General features: G+C 55.7%; 21 protein-coding genes. 10 read left to right on the top strand and 11 right to left on the bottom strand.

The genetic code is table 11. The features are described from left to right. Window positions 1-224: 224 nt before the first annotated feature. From QOY30_RS12155 to QOY30_RS12140, 4 genes are all read right to left on the bottom strand, one after another. Window positions 225-755 (bottom strand): acyl carrier protein phosphodiesterase, encoded by a 531-nt coding sequence (locus QOY30_RS12155; protein ID WP_283744885.1) that lies wholly within the window; start codon window positions 753-755, stop codon window positions 225-227. 47 nt (window positions 756-802) lie between these two features. After that, window positions 803-1,783 carry a bile acid:sodium symporter family protein gene (locus tag QOY30_RS12150; protein WP_283744884.1) on the bottom strand — a complete coding sequence of 327 codons (981 nt, stop codon included), beginning with the start codon at window positions 1,781-1,783 and terminating at the stop codon, window positions 803-805. A gap of 37 nt (window positions 1,784-1,820) precedes the next feature. After that, window positions 1,821-3,410 carry a gamma-glutamyltransferase family protein gene (locus tag QOY30_RS12145; protein ID WP_283744883.1) on the bottom strand — a complete coding sequence of 530 codons (1,590 nt, stop codon included), beginning with the start codon at window positions 3,408-3,410 and terminating at the stop codon, window positions 1,821-1,823. 167 nt (window positions 3,411-3,577) lie between these two features. Next, a complete protein-coding gene (locus QOY30_RS12140; RefSeq protein WP_283744882.1) occupies window positions 3,578-3,919 on the bottom strand; it encodes a hypothetical protein in 342 nt (113 codons plus the stop codon). Window positions 3,920-4,172: 253 nt separating this feature from the next. Here QOY30_RS12140 and QOY30_RS12135 point away from each other — a divergent pair, with 253 nt between their 5' ends. The 5 genes from QOY30_RS12135 to QOY30_RS12115 all read left to right on the top strand — a co-directional run bounded on the left by QOY30_RS12135 (window position 4,173) and on the right by QOY30_RS12115 (window position 6,929). Next, window positions 4,173-4,490: an ArsR/SmtB family transcription factor gene (locus QOY30_RS12135; RefSeq protein ID WP_283744881.1), complete on the top strand. Its 318-nt coding sequence runs from the start codon at window positions 4,173-4,175 to the stop codon at window positions 4,488-4,490. A 21-nt stretch (window positions 4,491-4,511) separates the two neighbouring features. Further along, window positions 4,512-5,009: an arsenate reductase ArsC gene (locus QOY30_RS12130; protein ID WP_283744880.1), complete on the top strand. Its 498-nt coding sequence runs from the start codon at window positions 4,512-4,514 to the stop codon at window positions 5,007-5,009. Window positions 5,010-5,013: 4 nt separating this feature from the next. Next, window positions 5,014-6,036 carry an ACR3 family arsenite efflux transporter gene (arsB, locus tag QOY30_RS12125; RefSeq protein WP_283744879.1) on the top strand — a complete coding sequence of 341 codons (1,023 nt, stop codon included), beginning with the start codon at window positions 5,014-5,016 and terminating at the stop codon, window positions 6,034-6,036. Between the two features lie 226 nt (window positions 6,037-6,262). Then, window positions 6,263-6,577, top strand: coding sequence for a toxin-antitoxin system TumE family protein (locus tag QOY30_RS12120; RefSeq protein WP_283744878.1), 315 nt, complete (start codon window positions 6,263-6,265; stop codon window positions 6,575-6,577). After that, window positions 6,561-6,929 (top strand): HVO_A0114 family putative DNA-binding protein, encoded by a 369-nt coding sequence (locus tag QOY30_RS12115; RefSeq protein WP_283744877.1) that lies wholly within the window; start codon window positions 6,561-6,563, stop codon window positions 6,927-6,929. Before QOY30_RS12120 ends, QOY30_RS12115 begins: the two co-directional genes overlap by 17 nt. Before the next feature lie 406 nt (window positions 6,930-7,335). On the opposite strand, the gene QOY30_RS12110 is transcribed toward QOY30_RS12115, so the two are convergent. Both QOY30_RS12110 and QOY30_RS12105 read right to left on the bottom strand, forming a co-directional pair. Beyond that, the gene (locus QOY30_RS12110; RefSeq protein ID WP_283744876.1) at window positions 7,336-8,223 is read right to left on the bottom strand and encodes a phage exclusion protein Lit family protein; all 888 of its coding nucleotides are present in this window, start codon (window positions 8,221-8,223) and stop codon (window positions 7,336-7,338) included. Window positions 8,224-8,680: 457 nt separating this feature from the next. After that, window positions 8,681-8,998 carry a MarR family transcriptional regulator gene (locus QOY30_RS12105; RefSeq protein ID WP_283744875.1) on the bottom strand — a complete coding sequence of 106 codons (318 nt, stop codon included), beginning with the start codon at window positions 8,996-8,998 and terminating at the stop codon, window positions 8,681-8,683. 219 nt (window positions 8,999-9,217) lie between these two features. On the opposite strand from QOY30_RS12105, the gene QOY30_RS12100 reads away from it, so the two are divergent. Then, on the top strand, window positions 9,218-10,378 hold the full coding sequence (locus tag QOY30_RS12100) for an aminotransferase-like domain-containing protein (protein ID WP_283744874.1): 1,161 nt from the start codon (window positions 9,218-9,220) through the stop codon (window positions 10,376-10,378). Window positions 10,379-10,413: 35 nt separating this feature from the next. Next, window positions 10,414-10,638 carry a glutaredoxin family protein gene (locus tag QOY30_RS12095; protein WP_283744873.1) on the top strand — a complete coding sequence of 75 codons (225 nt, stop codon included), beginning with the start codon at window positions 10,414-10,416 and terminating at the stop codon, window positions 10,636-10,638. On the opposite strand, the gene proB is transcribed toward QOY30_RS12095, so the two are convergent. Continuing rightward, a complete protein-coding gene (gene proB, locus QOY30_RS12090) occupies window positions 10,633-11,751 on the bottom strand; it encodes a glutamate 5-kinase (protein WP_283744872.1) in 1,119 nt (372 codons plus the stop codon). The genes QOY30_RS12095 and proB overlap by 6 nt on opposite strands. Next, window positions 11,748-12,830, bottom strand: coding sequence for an Obg family GTPase CgtA (gene cgtA, locus QOY30_RS12085; protein ID WP_283744871.1), 1,083 nt, complete (start codon window positions 12,828-12,830; stop codon window positions 11,748-11,750). The genes proB and cgtA overlap by 4 nt, the downstream gene beginning before the upstream one ends. A 475-nt stretch (window positions 12,831-13,305) precedes the next feature. Between cgtA and QOY30_RS12080 the strand changes: the two genes are divergently transcribed. Then, on the top strand, window positions 13,306-14,130 hold the full coding sequence (locus tag QOY30_RS12080) for an abortive infection family protein (protein WP_283744870.1): 825 nt from the start codon (window positions 13,306-13,308) through the stop codon (window positions 14,128-14,130). A 196-nt stretch (window positions 14,131-14,326) separates the two neighbouring features. Next, entirely contained in the window at window positions 14,327-14,854 is a 528-nt protein-coding gene (locus QOY30_RS12075; RefSeq protein ID WP_283744869.1) for a hypothetical protein, read from the top strand. A gap of 83 nt (window positions 14,855-14,937) precedes the next feature. Here the strand turns inward: QOY30_RS12075 and QOY30_RS12070 are convergent, their stop codons facing one another. Both QOY30_RS12070 and QOY30_RS12065 read right to left on the bottom strand, forming a co-directional pair. Continuing rightward, window positions 14,938-15,372, bottom strand: coding sequence for a hypothetical protein (locus tag QOY30_RS12070; protein ID WP_283744868.1), 435 nt, complete (start codon window positions 15,370-15,372; stop codon window positions 14,938-14,940). Window positions 15,373-15,459: 87 nt separating this feature from the next. After that, a complete protein-coding gene (locus QOY30_RS12065; protein ID WP_283744867.1) occupies window positions 15,460-15,822 on the bottom strand; it encodes a hypothetical protein in 363 nt (120 codons plus the stop codon). Between the two features lie 147 nt (window positions 15,823-15,969). On the opposite strand from QOY30_RS12065, the gene QOY30_RS12060 reads away from it, so the two are divergent. Next, the gene (locus QOY30_RS12060) at window positions 15,970-16,203 is read left to right on the top strand and encodes a helix-turn-helix domain-containing protein (protein WP_283744866.1); all 234 of its coding nucleotides are present in this window, start codon (window positions 15,970-15,972) and stop codon (window positions 16,201-16,203) included. Window positions 16,204-16,732: 529 nt separating this feature from the next. On the opposite strand, the gene QOY30_RS12055 is transcribed toward QOY30_RS12060, so the two are convergent. Further along, window positions 16,733-20,644 (bottom strand): EAL domain-containing protein, encoded by a 3,912-nt coding sequence (locus tag QOY30_RS12055; RefSeq protein WP_283744865.1) that lies wholly within the window; start codon window positions 20,642-20,644, stop codon window positions 16,733-16,735. Window positions 20,645-20,677: the final 33 nt, after the last annotated feature.

The following is a 20,677-nucleotide window of genomic DNA, read 5'->3' as shown; positions in this document are numbered from 1 at the left end:
TTCACGGGATGCTCCTCCTGACATGGCTTGAATTCTACACAGATGTTTTAGGGGTGAAAATTTATCTTTCCGGGGAATCGGGAGAGTTATTGTTGCCTACCCAACCGAGGAATAGGGAATAGGTGCAAGATGTTCAACTTTCCGCCAATGACCGATGCTTGCCTGTTCACAGTTGAATTGGCAAACATCTTTTGTTTCACCCAAAGCGGCTTGTACGTTACGCATTACTTGGTCAGCCACTGCCGGGAGAACTCTCTCGTGTCGTTCAGCCATTCGTGGAAATCACCGGCAAATCCCTCAACGTCCGCAAGAAACTCCTGCTCGCCATGCGCCAGCGGATTGGGCTGGCGGGCGCGCCGCGACATGCGGGCCAGTACGTCGGCGATGCCTTCGATGTGCGCGTAGCTCGCCAGCCAATCCTCTTCCGCCATCAGGGTCAATGCACGATGCGAGGAAACGGGGAGGTCGTTCAGCCTGTCTTCGATCAATCGATAGACCCCTGCGCAATACTCATCCAGCGGCCGGTTGTGTATGGAGCTCCAGTTTCGCGCGAGCAGATGATCGTAGAACACATCGACGAGCACACCGGCATAACGACGGCGATCTGCCGAGACGCGTGAACGGCTGCGGCAAAATGCCGGATTCGACTCCGCGTAGCTGTCGATCGCGCGATGTAACGCAACCCCCTTCGCCAGGTCATCCGGCAATACTCCGGGCAAGGGGCCTTTGATCCAGTCCCCGATGACGCCTCCCACGACCAGGGCGGGCGTGTCGCCTGCAAGCAGGGCGTGCGCCAGGAAATTCAATTCGATTTGTCCGCGGCTTTGCGATGGGCCCAGTGCTGCGCGATCACGCCACCCGCCGCGAGTTGCAGGGGGTGATAGATCATGATGGGCATGAGGATGAGGCCCAGGGCCGGATTGGCGCCGAAGATCAGGTGGGCCATGGGCACACCGGAGGCCATGCTCTTCTTGGAGCCGCAAAAGACGCTGGCGATGCGGTCCTCGGTGGTCAACCCGAGCAGATGCGACAGCCCTCGGGTCAGCAGCAGCACCAGCAAGAACAGCAGCCCGGTGCCGACGATGGTTTCCAGCAGCGCGATGGAGCCATAGCGGGACCATATGCCTTGATGCACCGAGTCGCTGAATGAGGTATAGACCAGCACCAGGATGGTCAGCCGGTCTGCGATCTGGATACGGCCTCTGTTGCGGCCGGCCCAATCGCCCAGCAATGGGCGCGCGAGCTGTCCCAGCACCAGGGGCAGCACCAGCCACAGCAGCAGGTCGACGATCACCGGCCCGATGGCGAAGTCGGCGCCGCTGTGGCCCAGTATCCACGCCATCCACAGCGGCGTCAGTATCACGCCGATGAGGCTGGAAAGCGTGGCATTGAACACCGCCGCGGGCACGTTGCCGCGGGCCGCCACGGTGAGCGCCACGGAAGAAGAGACGGTGGACGGCAGGGCGCACAGGTAGAAAAAGCCATCCTGCAGATCCACCGACATCCAGCCGCCGCTGAGTTTGATCAGCCCCCACCCCAGCAGCGGGAAGATCAGGAAAGTGCTGGTCTGGATCAGGAGATGCACCTGCCAGCGCAGCGCCCCGTCCCGCAGCGCGAGGAGGCTCAGTCCGAGCCCGTTGAGGAAGAAGATCAGGGCGATGCCTGCCTTGTTAAGTAACTCCGGATGCAGGAAGCCGTCGTGGGCACCGGGGTCTGGCCACAGAAAGGCCAGACCCACGACCGCCAGCATGCCCTTGAGGAACCAGTCGAACTTGAATTTCATGCCGGATGTCTTTTCTCGTGATTGATGATGGACGGCATCACCATGCAGCCACGCTGCCGTCGCTGCGCGGGTCTTCGCCGCCCTCGATCCAGCCTTGCGGATGCAGCACCAGCGCGCCGGCATGGCCCATACGCTCGTCGAAGTCCGCCACCACTTCCACAGGATGTCCCAGCTTGCGCAGGGCGTCGATGACAGCCTGCGGGTAACGCGATTCCAGTTTCAGTGACGCGCTCTGTTCCGCCCAGGTGCGGCCCAGCAGCCAGCGCGGTGCGGCGATGGCCGAGCGCACGTTGTGGCCGCCCCATACGTAGCGGGAAAACACCGCCGCCTGGGTCTGCGGCTGGCCTTCGCCGCCCATGGTGCCGTAGACCAGCAGGCGCCCGTCGTCCAGCGCGGCCATGGCCGGATTGAGCGTATGGAACGGCTTGCGTCCCGGTTCCAGGCTGCGCAGGCGACCGGGCCTCAGGTCGAAGGAGCAGCCGCGGTTCTGCCACCAGATGCCGCTGCCCGGCAGCACGACACCGCTGCCGAATTCGAAATAGATGCTCTGGATCATGCTCACTGCCCGTCCCGCGGCGTCCACCACGCCCATCCAGGTAGTGTCGCCATCGGAGACGGGAGCCGGCCACGGGCTGGCGTGTTGCAGAGGTATGGCTGCAGCCGCGGCATCCAGCGTCTTGTCACTTAACAGCGCGGAAGGATCGACTTTCATGTGTGCCGGGTCGGTCACATATTTGTCCCGCAGCAGGAAGGCCTGCTTGGTGGCTTCCACCAGCGCATGGATGCCTTCCGCGTTGTCGGGGTTCCAGCCGCTTTGGCGGATGCGGTCGTAGATGCCGAGGATCAGCAGCGAAGCCAGTCCCTGAGTCGGCGGTGCCATGTTGTACACAGTGGCATCGGACAGGCGCAGTTGCAGCGGCGGTTTGATCCGGGCCTGATGGCTGGCCAGGTCGGCAGCGGTGACTGGGCTGCCGATGGTGGCCAGGTCGGCCCCGATCTGCCGGGCCAGTTCCCCGCGATAGAAATCTTCAGATCCCGCCCGGGCCAGCTGTTCCAGCGTGTTCGCCAGGGCCGGAAAGCGGTGGCACTGGCCATATGCCGGGACTTGCCCCTGGTTCAGGAAAGCCGTGGCGAATCCGGGCTGGGCGATGAGATCGGGCAATTTTGCGCGGGTACCTTCCTCCTGGCCATGGGTAACAGGAAAGCCTTCCCGTGCGTAGCGGATCGCGCTTTCCAGCAGGCGCGCGAACGGCAGGCGACCGCCCCAGCGCGTGCGGCTGTAGTCATAGGCGACGCCCCAGCCGGAGACCGTGCCCGCAACGGTATTGGCGGCCAAGGGGCCGCGCCATGGAATGCTGTCAAGGCCGTTGTACAGCTCCCGGGTGGCATTTGCACCGGCCGCGCCGCAGGCGTCTATGGAGTCCATGGATTGTCCCGGCGCGTGCAGCAGCCAGAAGCCGTCGCCGCCGATGCCGGTCATGTGCGGATAGACGACCGCCAGGGTGGAAGCCACGGCGATGGTGGCTTCGATGGCGTTACCGCCTTCGCGCAGGATATCGAGGCCGGCCTGGGATGCCAGGGAATGGGGCGCGACGACAGCGCCGCGGTTGCCGAGAATGGGATTCATGGTGTAAGGCATCTCCGTTTCATTTGTATGGCCTGCTGTCGGCAGCCGTGCTCGCCCATACCGGTGCGGCAATCTCATGACGCGATCAATTAATACTGGATTATGGCAGGCCTGGAATAATGGTGGTATCCGGTTGGCCTGTGCCGGTAGAGCAGAGGGTAATTTATTTAGAACGGAAGGTCTTTTATCAAGCGTTTAATTAATGCGTTGGCACTGTCTTCCAGCATCGATTTTGGATATTTCTCGCAATACGCATCCGTCCAGTCCACGATCGATATTTTGTCCGAGTTCTTTATAAAGTCCCGACCGAGCATATCGCCATATGTGGCATTTGCCCCTGATAAATAGCCATTGAGCCAAATTGCGTAGGGTTCTGCATCGGCAGGCTGGCTTCGTTTGTCTTGCCACTGCTTGCAGGAAATCGATCCAAGAACGGTATTTGCGTTTGCCTTACCCGGCATCGAGCTGAAAGCCAGAATTGCCAGCAGTATGTAAAAAGCGCTTTTCATGAATTTCCTCCGATTTCTTTAACGCCTCATTCAACGGCGCGGCGGGCGCAGTGCGATGACAACGACTGCAACCAGTACGGCGAGAATGATCAATTCAATAAACATTTAAGTACCCGGCAATAAGGAGCAAGCAAATTTTAGTGACGCATCTATGCTAGCACGAATGCCATTTGCCGATTTATTGCCCGCAACGGTTGCGGCCAGTTTAACATTTCGATAATATTAGAAATGTAGAATCTTGCAAGAGGTGGAGATGAAGATCGGATTGGCGGTAGGGGCATTGGCGGCATTGGCGCAGGAGTCGCGTTTGTCGATCTTTCGCTTGCTCGTGCAGGCGGGGCAAGAGGGCGTGGCGGCCGGAGTCTTGGGAGAAAAACTGGGCATTCCGCCGGCAACGCTCTCGTTTCACCTGAAGACGTTGACGCATGCCCGGCTGATCAAGTCCCGCACCGAAGGGCGCTTTGTGATCTACAGCGCCAACTTCACGGAGATGGACAAGCTGATTGCCTACCTTACCGAACATTGCTGCGCAGGCGACGCGACGCAGTGCGCCCCGATCAATAAATGTTGAAACGTGAAAAAGGAAGAAGACATGAGTGAAAAGCAATACAACGTGCTGGTGCTGTGCACCGGCAATTCGGCGCGCAGCATTCTGGGCGAAGTGCTGTTCAACCACCTGGGCAGAGGCAGGTTCAAGGCCTACAGCGCGGGCAGCAAGCCCGCCGGGAAAGTCAATCCGGGGGCCTTGGAACTGCTGCAGCAGCAGGGCTACGGCACCGAGGGGCTGCGCAGCAAAAGCTGGGACGAGTTCGCCGCGCCCGGCGCGCCGGAGTTCGATTTCATCTTCACCGTGTGCGACAACGCTGCGGGCGAGGCCTGTCCGGTGTGGCTCGGACATCCGGCGACGGCACACTGGGGCATCCCCGACCCGGCGCATGTCGAGGGCGATGAAGCCAGGCGCGCGGCATTCAGGAAGGCATACGAGCAATTGGCGCGCCGCATCCAGTTGTTCATGAGTCTGCCGATCGACAAACTGGACAAGCTGGTGCTGAAAGAAAAACTCGCCGAGATCGGGCGCATCAAGGATTGACACCATGAGCATCTTCGAACGTTACCTGACCGTTTGGGTTTTCCTGTGCATCATCGTCGGCGTGATTCTGGGCCAGACGATTCCAGCGCCGTTTCACTGGCTGGGCGGCCTGGAGGTCGCCAAAGTCAATCTGCCTGTCGGCCTGCTGATCTGGGTGATGATCATTCCCATGCTGTTGCGCATCGACTTTGGCGCGCTGCATGAGGTGCGCAAGCACTGGCGCGGCATCGGCGTCACGCTGTTCATCAACTGGGCGGTCAAGCCGTTCTCCATGGCGCTGCTGGGCTGGCTGTTCATCCGCCATCTGTTCGCGCCGTATCTGCCGGCGGAACAGCTCGACAGCTACATCGCCGGACTGGTGCTGCTGGCCGCCGCTCCCTGCACCGCGATGGTGTTCGTGTGGAGCCGCCTGGTGAACGGCGAGCCGCTGTTCACGCTGAGCCAGGTCGCGCTCAACGATACCATCATGGTGTTCGCCTTCGCCCCGCTGGTGGCGTTGTTGCTGGGCCTGTCGGCCATTGTGGTGCCGTGGGATACGCTGCTGGTGTCGGTCGTGCTCTACATCGTGCTGCCGGTAATGCTGGCGCAGGTATGGCGCAAGCTGCTGTTGGCGCGCGGCGAGGAGGAGGCATTGCAGCGCACGCTGGATATGCTCGGTCCCGTTTCCATTTCTGCGCTGCTGCTGACGCTGGTGCTGCTGTTCGCCTTCCAGGGCAAGGCCATCGTCGAGCAGCCTCTCGTCATCCTGATGCTGGCGGTGCCTATTACCATCCAGGTGTATTTCACTTCCGGCTTCGCATACTGGCTCAACCGGCGTTTCGGCGAAGAACACTGCGTGGCCGGACCGTCTGCGCTGATCGGCGCGTCCAATTTCTTCGAACTGGCCGTGGCGGCGGCGATCAGCCTGTTCGGTTTCGAATCGGGTGCGGCACTCGCCACCGTGGTTGGCGTATTGATCGAAGTGCCGGTGATGTTGTCGGTGGTGTATCTGGTGAAGCGCAGCAAGGGGTGGTACGAAGAGGTTTGAAGTGGTTCAGGCCCGTCCCGAATCACACGGACAAAAATGCAGGTATGCCGGAAATTGGCGCCAATAGGCGATCTTCAATGTAATGCCGTGAAAGCGTCCGTCATTCGGCAATCTTCAATGTGTGTGCCTGAAGATAGCCGTGCCTGTTGGGCTGCAGCTACATGATGCGGGATATCCCTCCGAAGTGATCATTCAGGTTATTGCCTCCAGGCAATATATTGCTAGAATGCCATACATGGAAGCGCAACTCGTCATCAAGGACAGAGTACGTAAGGGCAATGCGCTCATCGAGCGGGTTGTCTGGGTGGTTCCCGTTCCTGTGAGGGGCTGCTTGCACCGCTTCAAGTATCGGCTGTACTGCGGGCGGAATGGCGCAACCGTAGTGCGCTATGACAATGAGTCGGGCAAAGGCGACCATCGGCATCTGGGCAGGAAAGAACGCCAGCAAGCCTACCTGTTCACCACGCTGGAGCAACTGATTTTGGATTTCGAGGCGGATGTCATCCGCCTGTCAGGAGAAAAAGATGAAAGCGATCATTGAACTGACCAGTTGGAAAACTTCCCAGGCGCGTGCCGTGCGCGCAGCCAAAAGAGCCGACGCAGGCAAGCCTGTGTCGGTCGATTACCACCTCGATTTTGATTCAATGGCGAGTCTTTTTTCGGACATTACCCCGGCGCGAATGCAGGTGATCGAAGCCTCCAAGCAACTCGGTGCGCTCAGTGTTTATGCTTTAGCCAAGGCAATGAGGCGCAATTACTCGAACGTGCATCGCGACGTAAACAAACTGCTGGAGCTTGAACTTCTGGCACGTGATGAAAATGGGAAAGTCTATGTGCCTTGGAAAGACGTGGTACTGAATGTTTCATTGACCGGGGACTCGCTGGCCGCGTGACGCCTCCATGCAAGCGCTGATGCAAGCCATACCGCAGGCAATTTGTGATGACGCCCCCAATGGCCGACAAGGTTTGCGAATTTATTTCGAAACCGATCCCATATTGCTTTGGAATGGCATGCAGGTGGGCGTCCGCTTGAGTGATGGGTTAGGCCGAACATATTAGCCAAGCACTTAGCTCTGATAGTGGCTATTTTCTTCCCCAATGAACTTCTTGTTCCCTGACTCGTGTAGCGCTAATAAGGGGTGGCCGTGGCTGGAGCCAGTATCCCTCCACGTTGGAACTTTTCCAGATACGGTCGTAATTTGCTCCAGCGAGAATACAAGGGATCAAGTTCGCTCCGCCCCATCATCACACCTATTTCGTGGTAGGCAAAGCGAGGCTCACCCGATGGGTCGTTGTAGATCAAGACATTTGAGGCGATGGGGTCCCCAGATTTTCAAGTGCCCCACTCAGCGAAATAAAGCAGGCGACAATCATCTGCCGGACGGTCTCGGGCAAGTGGACTTCCGTTGGCGCGTGCCTCTGCATCAATATTTGCATGATTCCATTTGTTGTTAGGAATCTTGCATAGCTCGTTGGATATTTAGATGGGTTGAAATTAAGGGTCAATGTATCCAAGTATATTAATGCGATAAACATTCCCGCAATATATTGCAGACGCGCTTTGAATCTGACGTTGTTCGAATTGATAAAGGGTTGTTCAGTTTCATTATTGATGATGTGATCAAATGCTCTCTCAAACATAGCAAAAACTGAAGTCGTAGCGGTGCTATCTGCATCCATCTCGAGTGTGCGCAGGGTAAGGTTCTTATCGCCGTCATCTCGTGAGAACTCAGGAAAGTGTGGAGACAACTTAAACTCAAGGTGGCCGTGTGAAACGTGTGCCACTTCATGAGCAATGATGTACGCAAGGGCGGCCTGAAAGACGGCTCTGCCTTGTGTTGCGATGTTGAGATGAGAAATGTCTGCCGTATGAAAGACTATATCCTTCGTAATATCTAGTAGATATTTTCCTGCATAGTCCCGAGTCTCGACGATCTCGGTTTCAGCTAGTGGCTTTGCGAGTTCTGGAAGTGATTGCAGCCTGAGACAAAGCGTCAGCAGATAATAGAATGCGCGCTGATCAACTAGCACAATGAATTCGTCTTCCTTGACTCGTGTAACCTGAAATGGACTCCTGGATGCCACTACAGCAAAGGTGAGGACCCCACGAATCGAATGCATTTGCAGTAGTGCTTCAATAATGCAATTTGCCTCATGAAGAACGGCAAAATTGATCGTCGGCCTCATCGCGTGAATATATGTAATGAGCACCGCTTAGGCGACCATTGTGCACGGCCGCAATGGCTTCATCGGAGGCGTAGTGCGATGTCATCTTTGGCGTTCACTGGATGAGCAGTCCCGATTTTTAGGGAATGCGCCGACCGATGTTTTCCTTGCGAGTGGGAGGTATTGGGGTCGTGTGCGGCCTAACAATCATGGGACGGACCCACCGGTCCGTGTTATAAAAATAGTGAGGCGCACATTCTTTTTATAACCGAATGATTCATTAGAGCTCCACCGTTTTGTCTGTCCGCATATGCATAATAGTACGGGTGGGGGCGAATGTCTTCTACTAGCTGCGGTAGCTCAAGTTGCGAAATTGCCGTCGCTAAAGCTGCCGTACGCGAAGGGCTTTTCCGGCCGAAAATCGAACATCCAGAAAAACACAGCCATGCAATGAGTGGCACAAAGCCAGTGTGTAACGCTAACTTTCTTCGGCGAGGCAGCGCATCACCCGGTGCCAGCCTGCCTCGGCATTGCTTCCGGCCTTTTCGAATGCGGCTTGCAGTAGTTTCATCTGGGTGCCGGTGAGCTGGGCTTCCAGCTTGCTCCCGTTCGCGGTGAGCGACAGCTGGCGCACCCGGCGGTCATGCTCGGCGGTATCCATCGCGATCAAATTCATCTCGATCAGCTGGCGCAGGGGCGCGTTGAGTGCCTGTTTGCTGACGTCGAGTAGCGCGAGCAGCGTGTTGACCGATATCTGCGGGTTGCGTCCGACGAAGTAGAGGATGCGGTGATGCACGCGCCCCAGGCCGCGCTGGTCGAGTATGCGGTCGGGCGGGTTGGTGAACGCGCGGTAAGCGAAATAGAACTGCTCGATCGCAAGGCGTAGTGCGTCCTCGCGCGGCATGGCGGAGAGGGGGTCGGTGCTAGGTAATTGGTCAACCATATTGACATGATAGGCGAGTGGCCGCTAGACTGTCTATAGGTCAAGCTTATTGACATTAATGGATGGCTCGTTATGAACGCTTCGCTTTTTCAGGGGGAACCCCGCTTTTCATCCCGCACGCGGGATCTGCATGCCTCGCCGATACGCGAGATTCTGTCGGTGGTGGATCGCCCCGGCATGATCTCGTTCGCAGGCGGATTGCCTGCCATGGAGAGCTTCCCCCGATTCGATCTGGATGCGATGCCGCAGGCTATGCTGCAATACGGCCCCAGCGAAGGCGAATGGGAGTTGCGCCAGCGGGTCGCGGATGATCTGAATGCGCGGGGTTTGCGTTGCAGTGCCGAGCAGGTGCTGATCCTGTCGGGTTCGCAGCAGGGAATCGACCTGGTCGCAAAGTTGTTCATCGATCCCGGCACGGCGGTCGCGGTCGAGTCGCCGACCTACCTGGCGGCATTGCAGGTGTTCCGGTTCTTCGGGGCGCGTTTCCTGGCGTTCGATGCGGATGCGCTGGATGCGCAGACGTGTTTTCGGGAAAAGCCTGCATTCGCCTATGCCATCCCCACTTTTCAGAATCCCAGCGGGCGGTGCCTTGATGCGAGTCAGCGTGATGGACTGGCTGCGGCTTGCGATGCGGCACTGGTTCCGTTATTCGAGGATGATCCATACCGTGATCTGGTGTACGACCCCTGCGAACGCACGCCGGTTTGCGCGCGTCTCGAACGTGCGCCGTGGATATATCAGGGGTCGTTTTCCAAGAGTCTGGCGCCGGGTTTGCGCCTCGGCTATCTCGCCGCTTCGCCGCAGTTGCTGCCGTTCCTCACGCGGCTCAAGCAGGCCGCCGATCTGCACAGCAACCGTGTCAGCCAATGGCTGGTGCTGCAACAGCTTAACGATCCGGCCTGTGAACAGCGTTTGCAAGAACTGGCACGACGCTATCGCGAGCGCCGTGATGCCTTTGAGGCCGCACTGCGCCGCCATTTCGGAGACCTAGCCAGCTGGCAAGTGCCGCCCGGTGGTCTGTTCTTCTGGCTGACGCTCAATCGCTGCATCGATACCCGGTTGCTCTTGCCCAGGGCGATCGAGGAGGGCGTTGCCTTCATGCCGGGCGAGCCGTTTATGCCGCGGGCGATGGAGAGTTGCGGCCAGTTGCGTCTCAACTTCAGTCATGCCAGCGAGGTTCAGGCCGAGTCCGGCCTGGCGAAGCTGGCGGCGCTGGTGCGCAGGTTTGAGTGACGGGTTGCAGTGGGCAATCTGAATTAAAATGAACCATGGAAATAAAACTTTACGGCACCGCATTCTGTCACCTGTGCGAGCAGGCAGAAGCTGTCTTGCGTGAGATCGGTATTGAGGCTGATTACATCGATATTGCGGACGACGACGAACTGATGGAGAAGTACGGTATACGCATTCCTGTGTTGAAACGCGCGGATACGGGTACTGAGCTGGGGTGGCCGTTCGATGCAGTGGCCATTTCCCATTTTTTGGCGTTATAGCAAAACCAGGTTGTCCCTGTGTATGAGCTCCGGTTCGTCGACGTAACCGAGAATGCTCTCGATCTCTCCACTGGCTTTGCCGGCGATGCTGCGGGCTTCGTCGGCGTTGTAGTTGGCCAGGCCGCGCGCGATGTCTCTGCCGCTTTCATCAAGAATCGCAACGACCGCGCCGCGCTGAAATTCTCCGCTGATCTGAGTGACACCGATAGACAACAGACTTTTGCCGTCAACACGCAGGGCTTTCACTGCGCCCGCATCCAGCGAGATTCTTCCGCTTACCTGTAGATGATCTGCGAGCCATTGTTTGCGGGCATCCAAAGAGAGTGCGGCGGCAGTCAGCAGCGTGCCGATAGATTCGCCTTGCAGCAGCCGCGGCAACACATCGCGTTCGTGGCCGGAGGCGATGACGGTGTGTGCCCCGCTGCGGGCCGCTCGTTTGGCGGCGAGTACCTTGGTGATCATGCCTCCGCGTCCGATGTGGCTGCCTGCGCCACCGGCCATCGCTTCGAGTGTGGCGTCGCCTGCCAGCGCGACACTGATGAGCGTGGCACCGGTGTCTTTGCGCGGATCGGCAGTATAAAGGCCGTCCTGGTCGGTGAGGATGACCAGCGCATCGGCTTCGATCAGGTTTGCGACCAGCGCGCCTAGCGTGTCGTTGTCGCCGAATTTGATCTCGTCGGTGACCACGGTGTCGTTCTCGTTGATGATGGGGATGACGCCGAGCTTGAGCAGGGTGCGCAGGGTTGAGCGTGCATTCAGGTAGCGTTCGCGGTCGGCGAGGTCGGCGTGGGTCAGCAGCACTTGTGCGGCGTTCAACTGGTGCCAGCGGAAGCAGCTTTCATAGGCCTGTACCAGGCCCATCTGACCGACTGCAGCAGCAGCCTGCAACTCGTGCACAGCGCTAGGACGTTGCTTCCACCCCAGCCGCTGCATGCCTTCGGCAATCGCGCCGGATGACACCAGCACCACTTCGCAGCCTTGCGTGCGCAAGGTGGCGATCTGTTGTGCCCAATTGCCAAGGGCATCCATGTCCAAACCGGTGCCCTGGTTGGTGACGAGGCTGCTGCCGACTTTGACGACGATGCGTTTGGAATGGGTCAGAACGGATTTCATGCTAAGGGGTCGTGAATATTGATCTCGGTCTCTTGCGCACTTTCAGTGACGGCGTCCTGCTCTTGCGCGGCTATCTGGTTGATGTGTTCCATGATAGCGTAAGTCAATTCCTTGCAGCCTTCACCGTTGATGGCGGAGATGGCGAAGTAACGCGTGTCGTCGCCGAAGGCCTTGAGGAATGCCGCCACTTTTTCCGCGCGGTCATTTTCCTGCAGCAGATCCAGCTTGTTCAATACCAGCCAGCGCGGCTTGTTATACAAGGCTTCGTCGTATTTCTTCAACTCGTTCAGGATGGCATGCGCCTCATGCACCGGATCGACGCCCTCGTACATCGGTGCGATGTCGACCAGATGCAGCAACAGGCGCGTGCGGGCCAGATGGCGCAGGAACTGGTGTCCCAGTCCGGCACCTTCGGCCGCGCCTTCGATCAAGCCGGGTATGTCGGCAATGACGAAGCTCTTTTCTTCCGATACGCGCACGACACCCAGATTGGGGTGCAGCGTGGTGAACGGGTAGTCAGCAACCTTGGGGCGCGCGGCGGAAACGGAGCGGATAAAGGTCGATTTGCCCGCGTTCGGCATGCCAAGCAAGCCGACATCGGCGAGCACTTTCAATTCCAGTTGCAATTCGCGGCGTTCGCCTTCTTCGCCCGGTGTGCACTGGCGCGGCGTGCGGTTGGTGCTGGATTTGAAATGCAGGTTGCCCAAGCCGCCCGCACCACCCTTTGCGAGCTGAATCTTTTCGCCGTCATGAGTGAGGTCGGCGATGATCTGGCCGCTGTTGACGTCGGTAATGACGGTACCTACCGGCATGTGCAGGATGACATCGTCGGCACCTTTGCCGTAACAGTCCGCGCCGCGACCCGATTCGCCGTTCTTGGCACGGTGCATGCGCGCGAAGCGGTAATCCACCAGCGTGTTGATGTTGCGGTCGGCAACCGCGAACACACTGCCGCCGCGTCCGCCGTCGCCGCCATCCGGCCCGCCCTTTTCGATGTATTTTTCGTGACGAAAGCTGGCCGCACCGTTACCGCCGTTGCCTGCGATGACTTCTATTTTTGATTCGTCGATGAATTTCATAATGTTGTAGGTCGGGTTAGCGCAGCGTAACCCGACATTTCATCAAATATCGGAAGTTGTCGGGTTACGCTGCGCTAACCCGACCTACGGTGTTCCAAAAATAAAAAAACCGTATGGCGAAAATATATATCGCCGCGCGGCGCGTTGCTGCCGTAACTGCATGTATATAAGTAAATATACTATTTTGTTATTGACGATATATGTTACAACTATATAAATAATGTAAATTAATTGTGCGAAATATACCCCAATTCAGCTATTTTCTTACATTTTAGCGGGTCGCGAATATTACACCCAAAGTACAAAATTTATCGTTACAAATCCAATTTCTTTAAAGCCGACGTTCGCCAAATACCGCAAGCGACCCATATCCGACTAATAGCGGACCTCGGCTTGATATTCCATTTGATTCACGGCACGATGTGCCGATGAGAACACTTTCTTTCATAGCGTCGTTAGAGTAAGGAGTTGCGCAATGGCAGACCATCCGCCGCTAACGGAAGCCATCATTGTCGCGATGGCACGCCTCGTTGATGACGCACAAACAGAAAAGCGTGAACCAAGTCATTCCGATATCGAGTTTCGAATTGATCAGGCAAAGCTCACATCTGCGGATCCTGGAAGACAAGGTAAGCCTGTTGGCAAGTCCAAGCGGGTTCGTGGCACTCTAAGCTGGGCGCTTTCCAATAACATCCCTGCTGGAGAGGCGTTGGTTGCTGGTCTTGTTTCAACAGTTCAAGGCTACGGCGGGTTTCGCCCCAAATCGAGTAATTACTGCGGCGAAGAGGCCATTGTGAATCTGACTGCGGCTTTTTTCGCACAAGGCTGGGAACTCACTGCGGAAGGCACTTTACAGCCGCGCCTACTCGAATCCTTTACAGGCAAGGCATTAACTTCAGCATTGCTCGCATACGCAGATCGGGCTCGGCGTGGCTCTCTCGACAGCCCCCTTCTCGCCGGTACCGCTAAAGATCTTCTGGAGGCAACAGCGTCCCATGTGTTAGTGCAAAAGTGGGGCACACCTCCAAGCACGTCAAATTTTCCAACTCTTTTGGGTCAAGCGTTCACTGCACTTGGCTTTGCAACCCCGAGTATTCCGATGGTTCCCGGTGAGCCTGTCGAAAAGCGCATAGAACGCGCAGCTTATGAACTTGGTTGCTCATTGAACGCCCTGCGAAATAAGCAGGGTACGGGGCATGGACGCCCATGGGTTAGCACTGTCACGCCTTCGCAAGCACGGTTTGCTATCGAGTCAATGGGCAGCATTGCATCCCTTATGCTGGAAGCGCTTACGCCGTGAGGCTGATACCTACCGTTATGGTCGAGATGGACGCTTCACTGCGGAGCAGCTCGCGCCTTTCAATTGGTTCACGGCACGATGCGCCTATGAATAGACTTTTACCACAGATTCGTTGCGCGTCCTGAGCATGGTTCCCCGACCAGACATAAGCGACAAAGTCATTCACTTCACTCGTGGCGCGAGCTATGACGATGCGTTGATCAATCTCCTGACAATTGTTGGTGAAGGTCGGCTGCTCGGTGGCGCCGGAATGATCCGCGGTGGTTATAGGTGCGTTTGCTTTACAGAGGCACCGCTTCCTGCAGTTGCAGGCGGATTTGTAAATACGGAGTCTTTTTCTCGCTACTCGCCTTTTGGGCTGATGTTTGATAAATCTTGGCTCTATGCCAAGGGGGGCCGTCCAGTGATCTACCAACCCGACATTGACTTCAACGCATTGCCGGAAGAAATGCGTTGGCGTCATGTCCGTTACGAACCAGTGACAGCGCCTCCAATCGATTTCACATGGGAACGGGAGTGGAGAATCCGCACAGACCGCTTGAACTTCTCGCCGGCCAATGCCGCAATCGTTGTGCCGAATGAAGAATGGGAAGCCTTCATTCTCAGAATCTGGGACTCCCAGCAAGATTTGGAAGTCGAGTCATATTCCGTACTGTTCGAGCAAACCATTGTCGAGCAGTTACGCGACCCATTTCCTTGGCGTCTCGTGAGGCTGTCACCATGACGCACGCCCTTTTATTCTAGAGGTCTGTCTGCAAGCTACGCTTATCGACGCCCTCCGCTCTTCGGGTTCCGGCAGTAGAGTTATCATCCCGTCACTTTCTTAATGTTCTCCAAAGAAATGCTGAACCGCTGAATAAACTCTTCTGTGGCGTCTTCAACCTCGACTCGATTGAATCGACACCAGTTGCCAAGTACATATTGGGCATCGTCGCAGAATCCTAGCGGGCCAACTAGCTGGTATATCCGGCCGCTGCTGGTAATGCCTCGCATCGTAACAGGATCGAATGATTCGATTTTGCTTGAAACAGCACCATTGACCTCGATGCTATTCCGTCCAACGAAATGAAGGCCGAAGCGATCTTCAAAACCATTGGTTTTAACAACCTTAAAAACTTGCCATGCCTCTAGCCACTTCTGTGGTTCTGCCTCAACTGAAGCGGTTCCCCAGATATTGGGGTGCTTCTCCAAATCGGCGATGAATGCACCTAGTTGTGGTTTTATTGACTTGTCGTTACTCATGGCTCCTCTTAACCTCCTGTGAGTTCTCCATCATTAGCTTGACCTGGATAATTGTTGCACCTGACGGGTTTCTTCAGGGAGCAACTGCTAATGCCCCCAAGCGACCCGGTTCGTAAAAATTGTTTCCATTGTCGCTGGCACAACGTCTATATCGGCGCTCCGGCGAGCTACCTCGAGCGCAATTTCAATTTGCAGATACTGTAAGTATTCGAATAGCTCTTCTAGCAAGAATGAACCTTCCGATTGCCCAGACTTTCCGCACAAAAGTTGGACAATGATGGCTAACGGCGCACTGAGGTAGCTATGGTCGCTGTCGGTCTCTTCCTGCAACATCTCAATATCTCGTGCAAGCATACCTAACCAATTGTCTGACAAATTGCAGGGTAACGCAGCTTCTGGGCTTTGATCTAACACTTCGCGCTTAAGCTGCAGGAGATCGCTCTGTTCCATTGCCTGTATCCTCAGTCTGTACTCAGTTCACATTTGGAAGCGAAGACAAGAATTGGAGATTCGAACGACGATGACTCTACCGCACAAGATCCAAATTGTCACTCATAGAGCGTGGCCCCATAGTAACCAAAGCCATAGCATGTTTCTATGGCTAGGCAAATTAAAATCGGCAAAAAAGACCCTCGGGTGTTGTTTGGCTCTCGGCTGGTCGAACTGCGAAAGGCACGTGAATGGTCTCAAGAACATCTTGCTCTTGAGAGTGGGCTTGCTCGAAGTTACTTGGGCGGCGTGGAACGAGGCCAGCGCAACATTGCGATTGTGAATATTTGTAGATTGGCAGATGCGCTGGGAATTGAGCCGTCAGAACTACTGAGATTCTGATTGCCATTCATTTCATCCATAGATCTAGTCAAGATAACAGCCCCAGTTTCGCCAACATCCATTTACGAGTGGCTGCTTCGCGGCAGGCAGAATGGCAACATGAATTACCGCTGGGTGCCATTTGCCGTCGCTCTGGGCTGTTGGGAAAGCTCACTCTTCGGCCATAAGGGACATCGCCCGTTTGCTGAAAGGGTTGTTTGCGCAGGTCGGGGGGATGTCCGTTGTCCATACAGAAGCGGTCGTTGCCAGGCAGTGTTTTGGTGGTGATAAAAGGTCCCTTCCTAACCCACTCCGGTCATAGCCCTTAACGAATTCATTGCGGCAAAGTGGACATCGACGAACTCACACATTCGAACAATAGCCGACACCAAGAGGATTTCAATAAAGGCACACTTCTTGGTCTAAGCGGACTATGAAGGTGTGCTGAAAAGCCTGTATGCGAACGCTGCAGTGATGTCCGCTGTACCGCCGCGGCTTCAACACGTATCGTAAAACGGGGCGTATTGGACGCAAAGTCAAACCAACCGACTTATTGGTTGTCACTTGTTTGGTTGGCCGAGTTGCTCAGGAAGCGTGCTTCAAATATTTCTGCAGGTACAGGTTTGCTGAAATAAAATCCTTGCATTTCATCGCATGTCAGTAAGCGAAGCAGGTGCGACTGTTCTTCGGCATCAACGCCCTCGGCGACCACCTTGAGCGCAAGCGAATGCCCCAGGTTAATGATCGTTGAAACCAATGCCAAGCCTTGGGGACCTTTGGTCATGTTAACTACAAAGGAGCGATCTATTTTTAGTGTATCTACCGGGAGCTTCGATAGGTAACTGAGTGAGGAAAAGCCCGTACCAAAATCGTCAATCGCGATGGTAACGCCCAAATCACGGATTGCTTGCAGGGTAGAAATATTGCGCTCCAAGTCTTCCATAAACACGCTTTCCGTAATTTCCAGTTCCAGTCCTTCTGCCGCACGGGATTCGTCGCCAATTTTGCGTTTGATCTCTGCAACAAAATTCTGATTGCGTAGCTGGAGCGGAGATACGTTCACGGCGATTCGCATGGAAGCCAGGCCAGCATTGCGCCAACGCAGGTTATCTTCGATCGATTTACGCAAAGCCCAGCGCCCGACTTCAAAAATCAAACCGGTCTCTTCCAGCAGCGGGATAAACTCGCCCGGCAATACCAGACCGGTACGCGGATTGTTCCAGCGAATCAGCGCCTCGGCAGCAACTACTTTACCGCTCGTCAGGTTTACCTTGGGCTGATAGTGAAGCACGAACTCCTCATTATCAATCGCTTGCCGCAACTGATTCTCAAGAGAGAGTTTTCCGGAAACCGATTCGGCTATTCTCTTCGTGTGGAACTGATAGCGGTCTCCGGTCTTCTTTGCGATCTTCAGCGCAGCCTCGGCGTTTCCAAGCAGCGTTTCGGCATCTGTACCGTCATCGGGAAACATGGCAATGCCAATCTTTGCGCTGATTCGAATCTCGGCATCATTGAATACAAATGGATGTCCCTGCAACGCCGCCTGCGTCTTTTCCACCAACCTTCCGATATCGCCGTCCTGCCTGACATCCGGCATCACCGCCGCAAAATGATCTTCACCGATTCTTGCCAGCAGGTCCGAGTCCTTGACATAGTCAGCCATCCATTTAGCGATCTGTACCAGGAACACGTCGCCGATGCCTCGTCCCAGGCTGTCATTAATCCTCTTGAATCGCTCCAAGTCCACCAGGAACAGTGCTAGTTTCTGTTCGGGCTTTCTGTTGTGGATGAATTGCCGCACGCGCTCGAGAAAAAGACTGCGGTTCGCCAGCCCGGTAAGGGCATCGTAATAGGCGAGGTAATTGAGCCGCTCCTGCTTATTGATGTGATCGATTGCAAATGAGATGTCGCTGGTCAACTCGGCAAGCAATTGCATTTCTTCAGCGAGGAAGAACTCGCTTTCCGCGGCATACAGCGCAAGCACGCCCACCGCCTTGTCTTCTACAATCAGCGGTAACACTACCATTGAGTTGATACCGGCTTCTGCATACGGGCGGGCGAAAAGTACTGCTGGGTCATGCTGCGAATCGTTGGATACAATCGGCTTTTTTTCCCTGATAGCACGCGCGACCATTGTCATGGCCGCAAGTTCATTCGACGACAATATTTGCTTAATGTCGGCCATCAGCGTGACATCCTTACCTTCCGCGGCGACAGGAACAATACTGCCACTGGCACTATCAACCATTGCCACCATGGACATGCGGAATCCTCCCGCCTCGGTTGCGATTTTGCACGCCTCTCGGAATAGGTCATTGCGGTCCTGCACACGGACAATCAGAGAATTGATCTGGCTGAGCACCGCGAGTACACGATTCAGGCGCTTGATTCTGTTTTCGGCCGTCTTGCGCTCGGTAATATCCTGAAAACTGCCGCGTATCCTGATGACTTGCCCGTTTTCTACAATTGGAGTGGCCATGGTGCGAACCCATTTATGCGTGCCCGATGCAGTTACCATTTCCAGCTCAAGATCGTAGGGTGCGCATTTGTCGATCGCCTCGTGCAAGGCAGACTCAATTAGTTCGCGGCTCTCGCCGTGATAAAAGCTCAGGCCAAAAGAGGCATTGGTCGCGCTACGAGGTTCGACTTCATGAATGAGTGCGACTTCTTCCGTCCAGACCCCTTCGCCGGTTCGAGGGTCAAACGACCAGCCACCGATGTGGGCCATGGCGCTCATCTCCATGAATAACGCATCTTGTTCCTGAAGTTTCCGCTCATTATTTTTGCGCGCGGAAATATCAATGCCGATGCCGAGCAGGCAGAACATGCCATCCGAGACAATGCGCTGTCCGATCAGTAAATGGGGAATCATCACGCCGTCCTTGTTTCGCAACGACGCTTCTGTCGACACGGTTCCTGTTTCGAAGACATCGGCAATTTGTTGTTCAACCGACGATCTCTCTTCCTCAGCAAAAAAATCGAGCGGATGCATCGTCGAGATCTCGGCATCGGAATAGCCGGTTACCGTTTTCCAGTTCCCGTTCCATCGCAAGAATTGCCGCCGCTCGTCGAATAGATATACGATTCCCGGCATGCTCTCAATCAAGGTGTCCGAGAACGCTTTCTCTCTCAGCGCTGTGATTTCAGATTGCTTGCGCGCGTCTTGGAGTTCGAAGTTGTCCGTCGCAAATGAGATATCCCGTGCCGCCTCGTCCAGCACCAGAACTTCGTCTTCCTGAAAAAAATCGGGCTCACCTACATATACGTTGAGCGTGCCTATGACCTGTTCGTTTTTACGGATAGGGAACGAGGCGGAAGCGCGAAAACCGCAGCGTTTGATTTCAGCGCGCCATGGAAGTGTGACTGGATCTTCCAGCAACTTGTTGCAGATGCAGGGACGGCCCGTGCGAAAAGAAGTTCCTGTGGGGCCACGTCCTTCAGGGCTGTCGCTGGCGTAGACTTTGATTTTGCAAAGATAATCAAATTGGTCCCCGTGGGCGGCTATGGGTACCATCTGCTGGCTTTGAGGATCATGCCAGCCGATCCAGGCCATTTTCAGCTCGCCATAGCCAACCAGCAATCGGCAGGCATTCTGAAATAAGTCGTCGCGTGTTTTTGCGGATGGTATCGCCTGGTTAATTTGAGCCAGTGCCGCATATAGCCGCGACATCTTCACGATTTCACGCTGCCGAGCCTTTAATAACGTGATGTCGCGTGCGATCTTGGAGGCGCCGATGACCGCACCTGTTTCATCCTTGATCGGGGATATCGTGACCGACACATCGATCAACCGCTGATCCTTGGTCAGTCTCACCGTCTCATAGTGGTCTACTTTTTCGCCGCGCCTGATTTTCGCCAAAATCTGATCTTCTTCGCCATGTCGGTCGGCAGGAATCAGGCACAGGACGGACGTACCTATCATTTCACTGGCGGTGTACCCGAATATTCTTTCGGCGCCGGCGTTCCAGCTGGTAATGAGGCTGTTCAGGTCTTTACCGATAATGGCATCGTCCGAAGCTTCGACAATCGCCGCCAGCCGGTTTGAATAGGTTGCAGAACCTTCTTGCAGGTAGAGTGGACGAATGACCGCCAGCACGTCGCCGCCAGGCATTCGTGCCGACGTCAATTCCGCGTTGAATCGTGAGCCGTCTTTGCGATGAAGCTGTATGTTCCCATTGTGCCCCACGGTGGCTTGCGCCTCGTTCAGAGCAGATTCGACAATTTGAGTATCGGATTGATCTACCAGATTGGACACCTGCATTCCGCACAGTTCGTTCCCGGCATAACCCAACATCTCGCACAGATGCGAATTGACATCAATCAGGCGACCGTTAGCGTCGGCCACGAAAATGCCATCGGGCTCGACTTCGGCGAGTGTTCGGTAAAGACTCTCTCGCTTCTGTTGCCACAGCGCTTCATCTTTACGCAGACTCGTTTGCTCATTCGCGTGCTCATCTATCATGGCATGACACCTCCGTGCTGCACACCGACGGCA

Source organism: Sideroxydans sp. CL21 (genome assembly GCF_902459525.1).
Lineage (GTDB): Bacteria > Pseudomonadota > Gammaproteobacteria > Burkholderiales > Gallionellaceae > Sideroxyarcus.
Note: the sequence above shows the minus strand (reverse complement) of the source record. Positions and strands in the feature narration are given on the sequence as shown.

Bases quoted from the DNA above. Each gene is read 5' to 3' on its own strand.
- QOY30_RS12080 (WP_283744870.1), top strand. From the start codon at position 13,306: ATGGCAGACCATCCGCCGCTAACGGAAGCCATCATTGTCGCGATGGCA.
- QOY30_RS12070 (WP_283744868.1), bottom strand. From the start codon at position 15,372: ATGAGTAACGACAAGTCAATAAAACCACAACTAGGTGCATTCATCGCC.
- QOY30_RS12120 (WP_283744878.1), top strand. From the start codon at position 6,263: ATGCCATACATGGAAGCGCAACTCGTCATCAAGGACAGAGTACGTAAG.
- QOY30_RS12065 (WP_283744867.1), bottom strand. From the start codon at position 15,822: ATGGAACAGAGCGATCTCCTGCAGCTTAAGCGCGAAGTGTTAGATCAA.
- QOY30_RS12135 (WP_283744881.1), top strand. From the start codon at position 4,173: ATGAAGATCGGATTGGCGGTAGGGGCATTGGCGGCATTGGCGCAGGAG.
- QOY30_RS12060 (WP_283744866.1), top strand. From the start codon at position 15,970: ATGGCTAGGCAAATTAAAATCGGCAAAAAAGACCCTCGGGTGTTGTTT.
- QOY30_RS12150 (WP_283744884.1), bottom strand. From the start codon at position 1,783: ATGAAATTCAAGTTCGACTGGTTCCTCAAGGGCATGCTGGCGGTCGTG.
- arsB (WP_283744879.1), top strand. From the start codon at position 5,014: ATGAGCATCTTCGAACGTTACCTGACCGTTTGGGTTTTCCTGTGCATC.
- QOY30_RS12100 (WP_283744874.1), top strand. From the start codon at position 9,218: ATGAACGCTTCGCTTTTTCAGGGGGAACCCCGCTTTTCATCCCGCACG.
- QOY30_RS12110 (WP_283744876.1), bottom strand. From the start codon at position 8,223: ATGAGGCCGACGATCAATTTTGCCGTTCTTCATGAGGCAAATTGCATT.
- QOY30_RS12095 (WP_283744873.1), top strand. From the start codon at position 10,414: ATGGAAATAAAACTTTACGGCACCGCATTCTGTCACCTGTGCGAGCAG.
- QOY30_RS12055 (WP_283744865.1), bottom strand. From the start codon at position 20,644: ATGATAGATGAGCACGCGAATGAGCAAACGAGTCTGCGTAAAGATGAA.
- proB (WP_283744872.1), bottom strand. From the start codon at position 11,751: ATGAAATCCGTTCTGACCCATTCCAAACGCATCGTCGTCAAAGTCGGC.
- QOY30_RS12140 (WP_283744882.1), bottom strand. From the start codon at position 3,919: ATGAAAAGCGCTTTTTACATACTGCTGGCAATTCTGGCTTTCAGCTCG.
- cgtA (WP_283744871.1), bottom strand. From the start codon at position 12,830: ATGAAATTCATCGACGAATCAAAAATAGAAGTCATCGCAGGCAACGGC.
- QOY30_RS12115 (WP_283744877.1), top strand. From the start codon at position 6,561: ATGAAAGCGATCATTGAACTGACCAGTTGGAAAACTTCCCAGGCGCGT.
- QOY30_RS12130 (WP_283744880.1), top strand. From the start codon at position 4,512: ATGAGTGAAAAGCAATACAACGTGCTGGTGCTGTGCACCGGCAATTCG.
- QOY30_RS12145 (WP_283744883.1), bottom strand. From the start codon at position 3,410: ATGAATCCCATTCTCGGCAACCGCGGCGCTGTCGTCGCGCCCCATTCC.